7 protein-coding genes and 1 pseudogene are annotated in these 12512 nt (G+C 73.8%); 4 read left to right on the forward strand and 4 right to left on the reverse strand.

All coding sequences use genetic code 11. The features are described from left to right. Nucleotides 1–10 precede the first annotated feature (10 nt). Nucleotides 11–1492: a glutamate--cysteine ligase gene (locus ACRRSS_RS20995; RefSeq protein WP_435972659.1), complete on the reverse strand. Its 1482-nt coding sequence runs from the start codon at nucleotides 1490–1492 to the stop codon at nucleotides 11–13. 184 nt (nucleotides 1493–1676) lie between these two features. Here ACRRSS_RS20995 and ACRRSS_RS21000 point away from each other — a divergent pair, with 184 nt between their 5' ends. The 3 genes from ACRRSS_RS21000 (at nucleotide 1677) to katG (ending at nucleotide 7974) form a co-directional block, all read left to right on the forward strand. After that, the gene (locus ACRRSS_RS21000) at nucleotides 1677–3860 is read left to right on the forward strand and encodes a DUF4139 domain-containing protein (RefSeq protein WP_435972660.1); all 2184 of its coding nucleotides are present in this window, start codon (nucleotides 1677–1679) and stop codon (nucleotides 3858–3860) included. Between the two features lie 8 nt (nucleotides 3861–3868). Further along, nucleotides 3869–5524, forward strand: a complete 1656-nt coding sequence (locus ACRRSS_RS21005) for a DUF4139 domain-containing protein (RefSeq protein WP_435972661.1) — start codon at nucleotides 3869–3871, stop codon at nucleotides 5522–5524. A 260-nt stretch (nucleotides 5525–5784) separates the two neighbouring features. Further along, entirely contained in the window at nucleotides 5785–7974 is a 2190-nt protein-coding gene (gene katG / locus ACRRSS_RS21010) for a catalase/peroxidase HPI (RefSeq protein ID WP_435972662.1), read from the forward strand. Between the two features lie 75 nt (nucleotides 7975–8049). Here katG and ACRRSS_RS21015 read toward each other — a convergent pair whose 3' ends face one another. The 3 genes from ACRRSS_RS21015 to ACRRSS_RS21025 form a co-directional block, all read right to left on the reverse strand. Next, on the reverse strand, nucleotides 8050–8934 hold the full coding sequence (locus ACRRSS_RS21015) for a DUF1684 domain-containing protein (protein ID WP_435972663.1): 885 nt from the start codon (nucleotides 8932–8934) through the stop codon (nucleotides 8050–8052). Nucleotides 8935–9386: 452 nt separating this feature from the next. After that, nucleotides 9387–10451, reverse strand: coding sequence for a chitinase (locus tag ACRRSS_RS21020; protein WP_435972664.1), 1065 nt, complete (start codon nucleotides 10449–10451; stop codon nucleotides 9387–9389). Nucleotides 10452–10587: 136 nt separating this feature from the next. Beyond that, nucleotides 10588–11730, reverse strand: a complete 1143-nt coding sequence (locus ACRRSS_RS21025; protein WP_435972665.1) for a S1 family peptidase — start codon at nucleotides 11728–11730, stop codon at nucleotides 10588–10590. A gap of 255 nt (nucleotides 11731–11985) precedes the next feature. Between ACRRSS_RS21025 and ACRRSS_RS21030 the strand changes: the two are divergent. Beyond that, nucleotides 11986–12479, forward strand: a pseudogene (locus ACRRSS_RS21030) (adenosine kinase); the annotation flags it as partial. Nucleotides 12480–12512 lie beyond the last annotated feature (33 nt).

A 12512-nucleotide genomic window follows, 5' to 3' on the forward strand; every position in this document is an offset into this window, starting at 1 on the left:
TGTCGGAGCGTCAGTCGACCGGCCAGGTGTGCGCCGGAGCGTTCATGTGCATGTACTCGACGTACTGCTGCGTCATCCGCCGCAGCGCCTCGTGCCGGCCCGCGTGGTCGATGTCGTGGATGTGGTGGAACATCTCCGACTGCCACGTCGCGCCGTTGCGCCCGCTGACACAGCGCTGCTCGATCACGCCGAGCAGCGGTTCCCGCCGGGCCGCGTCCAGGCCCATCCGTTCGAGGCCGCGGTCCGCCAGCGGCAGCAGGCGCCGCAGGACCAGTTCGGTCACCGGCACCTCGCCCATCCCGGGCCAGTACACGTGCGCGTCGATGCCGTGCCGCGCGGCGGCGTGCAGGTTGTCCTCGGCGGCCGAGAAGGACATCCGCGACCAGACGGGCCGGTCCTCCTCGACCAGGCCGCGGACGAGGCCGTAGTAGAAGGCGCCGTTCGACAGCACGTCGGCCACCGTGGGACCGGCGGGCAGCACCCGGTTCTCCACCCGCAGGTGGGGGACGCCGTCGACGACGGCGTAGACGGGGCGGTTCCAGCGGTAGACCGTCCCGTTGTGCAGGGTGAGTTCGGACAGTCCCGGGGTCCCGCCGCCGTCGAGCGTCTCCTCGGGGTCCTCGTCGTCGCACAGGGGCAGGAGCGCCGGGAAGTACCGCGCGTTCTCCTCGAAGAGGTCGAAGACGGAGGTGATCCACCGCTCGCCGAACCACACCCGGGGCCGTACTCCCTGCACCTTGAGCTCGTCGGGCCGGGTGTCGGTGGCCTGCTCGAAGAGCGGGATGCGCGTCTCGCGCCACAGTTCCTTGGAGAACAGGAAGGGCGAGTTCGCCGCGAGGGCCACCTGCACGCCCGCGATCGCCTGCGCGGCGTTCCAGTGGTCCGCGAACTCGTCCGGCGAGACCTGGAGGTGGAACTGGGTGCTGGTGCAGGCCGCCTCCGGCGTGATCGTCTCCGCCCGGGTCCGCAGTTTCTCCACCCCGTCCACCGAGATCAGCAGGTCCTCGCCGCGGGCCGCGAAGATCTGCTCGTTCAGCAGGTGGTAGCGGGGATCCCCGGACAGCGACGAGGGGCCCGCGTCCTTCACCTCCAGCGTCGGCAGGATCCCGATCATCACCAGGTGCGCGCCGATCGCCGCCGCCTTCTCCTCGGCGTGGTTGAGCGCGTCGCGGATCTCCTGCTCCCAGGAATCGGGGCCGCCGCCCGTGTGGAGCCGCCGGGGCTCGACGTTGATCTCCAGGTTGAACCGGCCCAGCTCGGTCGCCCAGGCGGGATCCGCGATCGCCTCCAGGACGTCGGTGCCGCGCATGGCCGGCTCGCCCGCGGCGTCCACGACGTTCAGTTCGATCTCCAGACCGACCTGCGGCCGCTCGAAGTCGAAGCGCGACTCGCGCAGCATCCGCGCGAACACGTCGAGGCAGGCGTGCGTCTTGTTCCGGAACCGGCGACGGTCGTCACGGGTGAACTCCAGCGCCGGGACGTCGCGTCCCATGGTCCCTCCCGATCTCGTCGGCACGGACTCCCACCCTTAGCGTCCCACTCCCGGGGCGGCCCAACCACCGAAGCGGCCCGGATCCGCTCGCGCGGGGGCGACGGCGGGCACCGGCGGGTCTCCCCGGCCCGCCCCGGGCGTAGGCTTCGCCCCGGCACGGACACGGCACTGGGGGGCGGGGCACATGACGGTGACGGCACGGACGGTCACGGCACAGAGGTGGGAATCCACCCTCGATTCGGTCGTGGTGTACGCGCAGGGCGCGCTCTGCCGCCGCCTGGCCCGGGGCACCGTGCCGCCGGACGGCCGGGTGCGGGTGACGGGACTGCCCCGCACGCTGGACCCCGGCTCGCTGCGCGCCCGTGTCCTGGGCGCCTCCGGGGTGCGGGTCACCGAGGCCCGGGTGGAGGTCGAGGCCGAACCGTTCGCCACCGACACCGACACCGGCACGCCCGATGAGCTGCGGCGCGAGGTCGAGCGGCTGCGCGAGGCGTACGGGGCAGCGGCGGGCCGCCGGGACCGGCAGCTGGGGCTGATCGCCGAGATCACCGGCCTGCAGCCGGTGCCACCGCCCCGCAAGCGCGACGACCCGCAACACCGCCGCACCCCGGTCGACGCCTGGCTGGAACTCGCCGACTTCGTCGACGAGCGACTGTCCGGGCTCCACGCCCGCCTCGCCGAGCTGGAGGAGACGCTGCTCCAGGCCGGCCACGCGCTCACCGTCGCGGCCGACCGGCTCGCCCGCGCCTCCACCGACACTCCGTCCGCGCACGTGGAGACCACGGTCTGCGCGGTCCTGACGCTCACGGGCACGAGCGCGGCGGACGCCGGGCCGGACGGCACGGCGGTGGAACTGGAGCTGGAGTACGGGGTGCCGGGCGCCGTCTGGGTGCCGACCTACCGCCTCACCCACCGGCAGGGCGACGGCACCGGCCGTCTGGTGCTGCGCGCCTCGGTCGCCCAGCGCACCGGCGAGGACTGGACCGGGGTACGCATCGCCCTGGCCACCGCCGACCTCCGGCGCCGCACCGACCTGCCGAAGCTCCGCTCCATCCGGATCGGACGCCGTCAGGCCGCGCCCGCCCCGTCCGGCTGGCGGGAGCCTCCCGCCGGGCTCGCCGACCTGTTCACCGGGTACGCGGCAGCGGGCCCCCGGCCCGCGTCGGCCGAGGTCACGGTGGTCGGCGGCGCCCCCCTGGCGGTGCCCGGGCCCGTCGCGGGAGGCTCCGCGTACACCCCCGTCGCACCGCCGGCGCAGAGCTACGGGGGCCCTCCGCCGCCACCGGCGCCGCAGGGCTTCGGCGCCCCGCCGGGAGGGTTCCCGGCACCGAGCGGCGGGTACGGCGCGGCTCCGGGGTTCGCGGGCGGCGGGTCGCCCGAGGCCGAGCGGCAGGCCCGGGCCCGGCGCGCCGGGCCGCGCCCCGCCGGCGGGGCGCTCGCGGGCCCGCCGGCCCCCGCGGCCATGGCCCCCGCCGCTCCCGCGCCTCCCGGCGCCGCCATGCCGCCCCCGCCGCCTCCGCCTCCGCCCGGCCCTCCGCGGCCCAGCGGCGCCGAACTCGACTACGCCGCGCTGGTCCTGTCCGGTCCCGACGAGCCGGGCGGTCGCAGGGGACGGCTGTTCCCCGCGACGTCCTTCGACGGGGTGACGGGCGAGTACCGCCGCCGCGCCGAGGCGGTGGCCGCGCTGCCGCTGCCCGGGCACGCCGTACGGCCCCGGGAGTCGGCGGGCTCCTTCGACCACCGCTTCGACGCCGCCGCCCGCGCCGACGTCCCCTCCGACGGCACCTGGCACACCGTCACCGTCACGGAGATCCCGGTCGGTCTGCGCACCGAGTACCTCTGCGTGCCGTCCGTGGAGCAGACCGTGTACGCGACGCTCGTGCTCTCCAACGCCACCGACCAGGCCCTCCTGGCCGGTCCGGTCGAGGTCACCGTCGACGACGACTTCCTGTTGACGGCCGCGTTGCCCACGCTCGCCCCCGGTGGGGTACGCCGGGTGGGGCTCGGCCCCGCCGAGGGGATCCGTGTCACCCGCCGCACGAACCTGCGCGAGTCGACGGCGGGTCTGCGCAACAACATCGGCGTGCTCGACCACCAGGTCCACGTGGAACTGGCCAACGGGCTGGCCCGGCCCGCCACCGTCGAGGTCCGCGAGCGGGTGCCGGTCACCTCCGATCCGGACATCCGCATCGAGGAGCGAGCCGACTGGACGGCCCTGGAGAACGGCGCCGGGCCCGAGCGGCACGCGCCGGGCACCCGCGTCTGGCGGGTGGACCTTCCCGCCGGTGGCACCGCCGCCCTCGACGGAAGCTACGAGATCCGCATCCCGGCCGGCAAAGCCCTGGTCGGCGGCAACCGCAGGAGCTGAGAGACCCCATGTCCACGGCCTCGAAGAAGATCGCCGTCCCCGCGGCCGCAGGTCCGGGAGCGGCGACGCCCGTCCCGCCCGCCCCGGTCACGGCCGCTCCCGTCACCGCCGTCACCTGCCTGGAGGACCGCGCCCACGTCGAGCGGGCCCTCACCCTCGACCTGGCGGCCGGGGTCCAGAAGCTGCGCCTCGGCCCGGTCAGCGCGCTGGCCGTCGACCGCACGTTGCACGCCGAGCTGGCGGCCGATCACCCGGCCACCGTGCTCGACGTACGGATCGTCCGCGACTGGGTGCCGCGCGGGCCCCGGCCGTCCGACGACGACTCCGCCCTGCGCCACCGGGCTCACGCCCTGGAGGCGGAGCGGCTCGATCTGGAGCTGCGGCGCGACCGGCTGCGCGCCCGTCTCGACCTGCTCGGCCGTCTCGCCGCCGATCTGCTGCGGGAGATCGGCGAGGGCGTCGGGCACGGGGAGTCCGAGGGGCCGCGCTGGTCCGTCGAGCTGGACCGGGTGGACGCCGAACGCGACACGTTCGGCGAGCGGCTTCGTGCGGTGGAGGCCCGGACGACCGCTCTCGGCACCGAACTCGCGGACGTCCAGCGGGCCATGGACCTCGCCGAGGAGGAACCCGCCGAGCTGCTCGGCCACATCGAGCTGACCGTGGAGGCCGCGGTCGCCGGGCCGGTCACGCTGCGACTGTCCCACCTCGTGCCGTGCGCGCTGTGGCGCCCCGCCTACCGGGCCCTGCTCGACGGGGACTCCGTGACACCGGGGAACTCCGGGAGACCGGAGAACTCCGTGACGCTGGAGACGGAGGCGACGGTCTGGCAGCGCACCGGCGAGGACTGGTCCGGCGTGCGGCTGACGCTGTCGACGGCCCGGTCGGCGCTGGCCACCGAACCGGCGTCGCTGGGCGAGGACCGGCTGACGCTCAAGGACCGGACGGCGGCGGAACGCCGCACGGTCGACGTCGAGCTGCGCGAGGAGGAGATCGGGGACCTCGGCCCCGCTCCGGTGCTCGGTCTGCCGGGGGTGGACGACGGCGGCGAGGCGCGGGTGCTGCACTCCCCCGCTCCGGTCTCCGTGCCCTCGGACGGCCGCGCCCACCGGGTGCCGCTCTCCGTGTTCACCGCGGCGGCGAGCAGCGAGTACGCCTCCTCGCCCGAGGTGTCCCCGCTGGTCACCCAGGTGGTGCGGTTCGACAACCGGTCGGGCCACGCGCTGCTCGCCGGGCCCGTGGACCTGATCCGCGGCAGCGGCTTCAGCGGTCGCGGCACGCTGGAGTTCACCACTCCGGGCGCCCCGGTCGAGCTGGCGTTCGGCAGCCGCGACGACCACCGGGTCGTCCGGGAGACCGAGGAGTCACGCGACACCACCGGGATCACGCAGCGGACGGTGGTCACCCGCACCGTCCGGCTGCACGTGTCCCGGTTCTCCGCGCCCGGTGAGCAAGGCGACCGGGTGGTCGTCCTCCGGGAGCGGATCCCGGTCTCCGAGGTCTCGGCGGTGGAGGTACGCCTCCGCGAGGAGGCCTGCTCCCCGGCCCCCCACGCGGTCGACGCCGAGGGGATCGTCCGCTGGGACGTCGCCCTCCCGCCCGGCGGGCGGCGCACGGTCACCCTCGTGTACGAGCTGTCGGCGAGCTCGAAGGTGGCCGGGCTCTGACGGTGGTGTGATCCGCCCGGGCGTCGCGGCCCGGGCGGACGCGTTCGGATTTCCTCCCCCTCCCCGGGGCTTTCCGCTTTTCCGATTCCTCGATGTCCTTCGACGCCCTGCGTGTTCTCTCCGCGGTGCGGTCCGCGGTGCGCGACCATACGGACGCGAAGTCGCCGCGCTCGACAGCCGAATCCTCGACAAAAGAAGAGCAGACGCGTCACGAGCAGGCGGCCGGCAGAGGAAACACCGCGACAGGAAGAAGGACGGACGTGTCCGCCAGCGACAGCGAGAACCCGGCAATCCCCGCCCCGGAACCCACGTCGACCCGCCCCAGGACGAACGAGGACTGGTGGCCGAATCAGCTGGACCTCCAGGTCCTCCACCAGAATTCGCCGCAGGCCGATCCCCTGGACGCGGACTTCGACTACGCGGCGGAGTTCGCGACCCTCGACGTCGAGGCGCTGAAGCGGGACGTCTTCGAGGTGATGACGGCGTCGCAGGAGTGGTGGCCCGCGGACTACGGCCACTACGGTCCGCTCTTCATCCGGATGAGCTGGCACGCTGCGGGGACGTACCGCATCGAGGACGGCCGGGGCGGCGGCGGCTCCGGCGCCCAGCGTTTCGCCCCCCTCAACAGCTGGCCGGACAACGCGAGTCTCGACAAGGCGCGCCGTCTGCTCTGGCCCGTGAAGCAGAAGTACGGACAGAAGATCTCCTGGGCCGATCTTCTGGTTTTCGCCGGTAACTGCGCCATGGAATCCATGGGGTTCAAGACGTTCGGATTCGGATTCGGACGCGAGGACATCTGGGAGCCGGAGCAGGTTTTCTGGGGACCCGAGGACACCTGGCTCGGGGACGAGCGATACAGCGGCGACCGGGATCTCACCGGTCCTTTCGGCGCCGTGCAGATGGGCCTGATCTACGTCAATCCCGAAGGCCCCAACGGGAATCCGGACCCGATCGCCGCGGCCCGCGACATTCGTGAGACGTTCGGGCGCATGGCGATGAACGACGAGGAGACGGCCGCGCTCATCATCGGCGGCCACACCTTCGGCAAGTGCCACGGCGCGGTCGATCCCTCGTGCGTCGGTCCGGAGCCCGAGGCCGCCCCCATCGAGCAGCAGGCGCTCGGCTGGCGTAACTCGTGCGGCAGCGGCAAGGGCGCCGACGCCCTCACCAGCGGTCTGGAGGGCGCGTGGACCTCCGCGCCGACGCGGTGGGACAACGGGTTCCTGGACAACCTGTTCCGGTACGACTGGGAGCTGACCACCAGCCCGGCCGGGGCTCAGCAGTGGACCCCCACGGACGCCTCGGCCCGGGACACGGTTCCGGACGCCCACGACCCGTCGAAGCGGCACGCCCCGATCATGCTGACGACGGACCTCGCGCTGAAGCTGGACCCGGTGTACGGGCCGATCGCGAAGAGCTTCCACGAGAACCCGGAGAAGCTCGCCGACGCCTTCGCCAGGGCCTGGTACAAGCTGCTGCACCGCGACATGGGACCCGTGTCGCGCTACCTCGGCCCGTGGATCCCCGAGCCGCAGCTCTGGCAGGACCCCGTCCCCGCGGTCGATCACGAGCTGGTCGGGGCCGCGGACGTCGCGGACCTCAAGGGCAGGATCCTCGCCTCGGGTCTCTCCGTCTCCCAGCTGGTCACCACCGCGTGGGCGGCGGCGGCGAGCTTCCGGGGCACCGACAAGCGCGGCGGGGCCAACGGGGCCCGGATCCGGCTCGCCCCGCAGAAGGACTGGGAGGTCAACGCCTGTCCCGAGGTGGCCGGGACGGTGGAGGCCCTCGACCGGATCCGGCGGGAGTTCGACGACTCCCGGGGCGGCGGGGTGCGGATCTCGCTCGCCGACCTGATCGTCCTGGGTGGCTGCGCGGCCGTCGAGCAGGCCGCGAGGAACGCCGGGCACGACATCACCGTCCCCTTCTCGCCGGGGCGCACGGACGCCTCGCAGGAGCAGACCGACGTGGAGACGTTCGCCGTGCTCGAACCCCGCGCGGACGGTTTCCGCAGCTACCTTCCGGCCGGGGAGAAGCTCTCGCCGGAGACCCTTCTCCTGGACCGCGCCAACCTGCTGACGCTCACGGCTCCCGAGATGACCGTCCTGATCGGCGGGATGCGGGCCCTCGGCACCGGCTTCAAGGGGTCCCGGCACGGCGTCTTCACGGACCGCCCGGAGAGCCTGACGACCGACTTCTTCGTGAACCTGCTCGACATGGGCACGGAGTGGAGGACGGCGACGGAGGGCGAGCACGTGTACGAGGGCCGGGACCGCGCCACGGGCGAGGTCCGGTGGACGGCCACCGCCGTGGATCTCGTCTTCGGTTCGCACTCCCAGCTCCGTGCCCTCTCGGAGGTCTACGCCTCCCGGGACGCGGGAGCGAAGTTCGTGCGGGACTTCGTGGCGGCGTGGGACAAGGTGATGAACCTCGACCGGTTCGACCTCGCCTGATCCCGGCGCCCCGGCCGGCCGCCCACCGGCCGGCCGGGGCCCCTGGTCCCGGCCCGTGCGTGCGGGCCGGGTCCGTCACGTGGTGACGGGCTCACGCTCGTGGGGGATCTTCTCCCCGGCCTCGACCGCGAGGGGGAGCCGGTTCTCGGCCGGCGGCAGCGGGCAGGTCGCGAAGTCGGTGTACGCGCAGGGCAGGTTGGTGGCGCGGTTGAAGTCGAGCACCACCGCGCCGTCGGGTCCGGGCACGGCGACCGAGAGGTTGCGGTTGGCCGCGTACGTGGTGACGCCCGAGGTCGCGTCGGTGAACAGCACCGTGAAGCTGCCGGGCGCGTGGCCGTTGAACACGGTGAGGCTCAGGTCGCGGCCGTCGAGCCGGAACTCGATCCGGCCCGGGGCGTCGTAGACGTGCCGCAGGCCCTCGACGGAGGCGCCGACGGTCGTCGGGCGCGGCTCCTCGAAGGGCACGTACCGGCCGGGGACCACCCAGCGCGGATCGGGCGCGTACGCGGGCGTTCCGGCGAAGTCGACGCGCAGCGGGTGGTCGGGGTGCCGGGGCCGGACCACGAGGTGGCCGCCGCGCTTGGCGACCTCGATCACGGTGTCCCCCCAGACGGCGTCGACTCCGCCGCGCTCGGGGATGTCCCCGAAGGCGTACCGCCCCCGGACCGCGGTGCCGTCGACGACGAGTTCCGTTCCCTCGTCGAGCTCGACGGTGACGCCGTCGGGTCCGGTCGTCCAGGACCCGGGGACGTCGGGGAAGCGCTGCGGCTCGTCGGTGAGCCAGTTCAGACTGGTGATGGCGAGGAAGCCGTGCTCGGAGGCGAGACGGGCGTCCTTGCCCCGGTGCCATTCCTCCCACTCCGCGGCGAAGGCGTCCGCGTCCGGGCTGTCGGGGAGGTCGGGGTTCTTGGGGAGGTCGGTGCCGGTCGCGGGGGCGTCGGGGACGTCGCGAACGCTCATGGGTGCTCCTGCTGTCGGGTGCGCGGATCGTGTGCTGGCTGCGGCAGGAGGCCTCGCGCCGTCACGCCCGGACCGGACGGAGCCGTGAACGGATCCGCCGGAGCATGGCGCTCAGGGGGTGACGGGGGCGCCGGCGGAGAAGAGTGGCCGGACACCGGGACAAGGCCTCGGTGTCAGCCGGAACAGGCCGTGGTCGTGACGCGCGCGTAGTCCACGTGGCGGCGCATCACGAGCAGGGTCATGCGGCAAGCAAAGCACAACTCCCGTGCTCCGAGCCAGGGATCTCCGGTGCGGGATCCCCGGCGCGGGGTGCGGCACCCGATCGGCGCGCGGTCGGCGGAACAGCGGCGGGCGGCCCTCCGGGTGCCCGTCCGGCGCCCTCGCGCCGGACGGGTCCAGGGCCTGCCCTGTGGATCGGCCCCGCGGGCCCGGCATGATCCGGAGGACTGGACCTACCGGCCCTGGAGGGCCTTGACGTTGTCGCCGAACGTCCAGCCCTTCGAGCCGTCCCAGTTCGCGGACCAGGTCATGAGGCCCTTGAGCGCCCCGCCGTAGTGGTTCCACGCCTGGGCCACGAGCGACGGTGCCATGTGGCCGCCGCCGGCTCCCGGCTGGGCGGGGAGGCCGGGGACCTGCTTGTCGTACGGGACCCGGATGGTGGTGCCCTGGATGACCAGGCCCCGGTTCAGACAGTCGGTCTGCGCGACGAACCCGGCGACCGTTCCGGCGGAGTAGGAGTCACCCGAGCAGCCGTACATGCTGCCGTTGTAGTACTGCATGTTGAGCCACCACAGGCGCCCGTTGTCCGCGTACTTCTTGACGATGGGGAGGTACGCGCCCCAGATCGAGCCGTATGCCACGCTGCCGCCGGTGACGTACGCGGTCTCCGGCGCCATCGTCAGTCCGAAGCCGGCCGGCATGCGGGCGAGGACGCCGTCGATGATGTGCACGAGGTTGGCCTGCGAGGCGGAGAGGGTTCCGATGCGGCCGCTGCCGACCAGGCCGGTCTCGATGTCGATGTCGATCCCGTCGAAGTTGTACTTCTGCAGGATCGGGACGACGGTCGCGACGAACCGGTCGGCCACGGCGCGGGAGCTCAGGTCGATTCCGGCGGCGGCGCCGCCGATCGACAGCAGGAGGGTCGCTCCGGCCGCCTTGGCGTTGCACATCTGTGCCGGGGTGGAGACCCGGACGGTGTTGTCCATGCCGTCCTCCCACAGCACCGTCCCGTCGGAACGGATCACCGGGAAGGCGGCGTTGACGACGTTGTAGCCGTGGGTCGCGAAGCGCGGGTCGTCGATGGGCGCCCAGCCGAAGGGCGGGTGGACGCCGTTGGCCGCGCCGTCCCAGTTCTCCCAGTACCCCTGGAGCACCTTGCCGGCGGGCTTCGGCTTGAGGGCGCAGGTGTCGGCGGCCGGGGCGGCCGGGGCCGCGGTGGCGGGGGCGGTGAGGGCGGCGGCCGCGAGCAGGGCGGCGAGACCCGCTCCGAGGACGCGGGCGATGCGAGAGCCTGGCATGCGTGCTCCTGGGGACGTGGGGGATGGTCCTGGGCATGACGCGCGCTCCAGCAGACCGTAGGTTGGTCCAGACCTTTCGTCAACCACCCTTGCGCACAAGGGTGGTTGACGCGCTCCCCCACGCCACCGCCAAGGATCAGGCCGTGTGGAGCGTCAGCCCGTAGCGCCCGAGGATCTCGTTCACCGGCTGGAACCAGGTCTCGCCGCCGGAGGAGCAGTTGCCCCAGCCGCCGGAGGTGACGCCCTGGGCCTGGTCCCCGCTGATGAAGGCACCGCCGGAGTCACCGCCCTCCGCGCACACACTGGTCTTCGTCATCTGGTGCACGGCGCCCTGGCTGTAGTTGACCGTCTCGTTCTTGGCCAGGACCGTGCCGCAGTGCCACTTGGTCGTGGAGCCGGAGCGGCAGATGGACGCGCCGACGGGTGCCTCGGCGGATCCGCGGACGAGCCGGTCGGAGGTCACTCCCCAGCCGAGCACGACCGGCACCGTCCACCAGCCGCTGTGGATGCTCACGTACGCGTAGTCGTTGCCGGGGAACGAGGAGCCCTGGAAGGTGCCCATGGCCGACCCGTCCCAGCCTCGTACGGCCGCGCCGGCGCCGCCGCAGTGCCCGGCGGTGACGAAGCCGCCGTGCACGGAGAAGCCGATGGAGCAGCGCACGTTGCCGGTGTAGTACGGGTCGCCGCCGACGGTTCCGGCGGCGTAGGTACGGGGTGCGGCCGCCGCCTCCGCGACGGTGACGGGACCCGCCTCGCGGGCCCGGTCGACGAAGGCGCGCACGGCGGGCCGGTTCCGGTCGGCGCGGACGACGGTGACGACGACGCTGTTGGAGCGGGGGTCGACGTGCCAGCCGGCGACGCCCGCCGGGGCCGAGCCGGCGTCGAGCCGGGCCTTGGCGCGGTCGAGTGCGCCGGCGCTGTGCCGGACCAGCCGGGTGTCCGCGCCGAGCGAGCGGACCTCCGCCTCCTCGTCGCGGTCGGTGAGGCCGACGACGAGCCGTCCGGTGTCCGCGTCGAACCACGCGCCGCCGTACGCGCCGCCGGCCGCCTTCCTCGCCTCCGACTCCACGCGCGCCGCGGCGCGTTCGGCCGCGAGCCGCCGCTCCGCGTCGGCGGCGGTGAGCCCGAGGTCCTGGCGCAGGGCGTCGAGGAGACCGGCGGAGGCGACGGGCGGCGCGTCGGCGGGGCGGGCGCTCGCGGGGGCGGCCTGGGCCGCGGCGAGGCCGACGGTGAGCAGGAGGGCCGCGGCGGCGGCGCGCAGGGCGGATGTGCGTTTCACAGGTGCCTCCTAGTGGGGGGAGCAGGCGCTGAGAGCGCTCTCAGGCGAGTGCCCGAGCCACGTTAGCGACCCTGACTTGTCAGGTCCATACCACCCACCTGGATCCGGCCGCGTCGATCCACCGCGATCCGGCCCCCCGGCCACGCCCTGAGAGGTCTTGCCGAAGGACTCCGCATGCTCTTGCCGGGGGGGCTCGCCTGCTTGACTCCCCTGCGGTCAGCGACTGTTGCCGGCCCCGGACGCCGGCTTCCGTACGGCCTGCGGACGCACCACCTCGACATGATCGGCGACGACCCCGCTGGCGACCTCGCCCGGGGCCTTCCATCGCGACCGCGGGGCATCGACTTCACCGCAGTGCCCCTGCCGGGCGGGACGAAGCGGGCCGTCAACCTCGTCGGCCCCGACGGGAGGCGGCTCTCGCTCCACGACGACAGCCGCTCCCGGGAGTCCGACCGGCTGCCCGAGGAGCTGTCCGTTCCCTCGCCTCGGCGAGCCGCCCCGCCCACGTCTCCCTCACGTACCCGTGCGGCTTCACCTTCCCGCGGCTGCGCGAGGCGGGCCTCGGCATCTCGACCGACCTCCACGACTGGGACGGCGAGAACCCGTACCACGAACCCTTCGCCCACGGCGCGGACATCGTCTTCCTCTCGACCACCGCCCTGGCGGACCCCGAGCGGACCATGCGCCGGATCCTGGAGCGGGGCCGGGCCGAGGCCGTGATCACCACGGCGGGTGCCGGGGGCGCGTGGCGGCCGATCGCGCCCGGAGAGGCCGGAGGGGCC

The sequence above is a fragment of the Streptomyces sp. Qhu_M48 genome (genome assembly GCF_051305195.1).
Taxonomy (GTDB): Bacteria; Actinomycetota; Actinomycetes; order Streptomycetales; family Streptomycetaceae; genus Streptomyces.

Bases quoted from the DNA above. Each gene is read 5' to 3' on its own strand.
- ACRRSS_RS20995 (WP_435972659.1), bottom strand. From the start codon at position 1,492: ATGGGACGCGACGTCCCGGCGCTGGAGTTCACCCGTGACGACCGTCGC.
- ACRRSS_RS21000 (WP_435972660.1), top strand. From the start codon at position 1,677: ATGACGGTGACGGCACGGACGGTCACGGCACAGAGGTGGGAATCCACC.
- ACRRSS_RS21005 (WP_435972661.1), top strand. From the start codon at position 3,869: ATGTCCACGGCCTCGAAGAAGATCGCCGTCCCCGCGGCCGCAGGTCCG.
- ACRRSS_RS21015 (WP_435972663.1), bottom strand. From the start codon at position 8,934: ATGAGCGTTCGCGACGTCCCCGACGCCCCCGCGACCGGCACCGACCTC.
- ACRRSS_RS21020 (WP_435972664.1), bottom strand. From the start codon at position 10,451: ATGCCAGGCTCTCGCATCGCCCGCGTCCTCGGAGCGGGTCTCGCCGCC.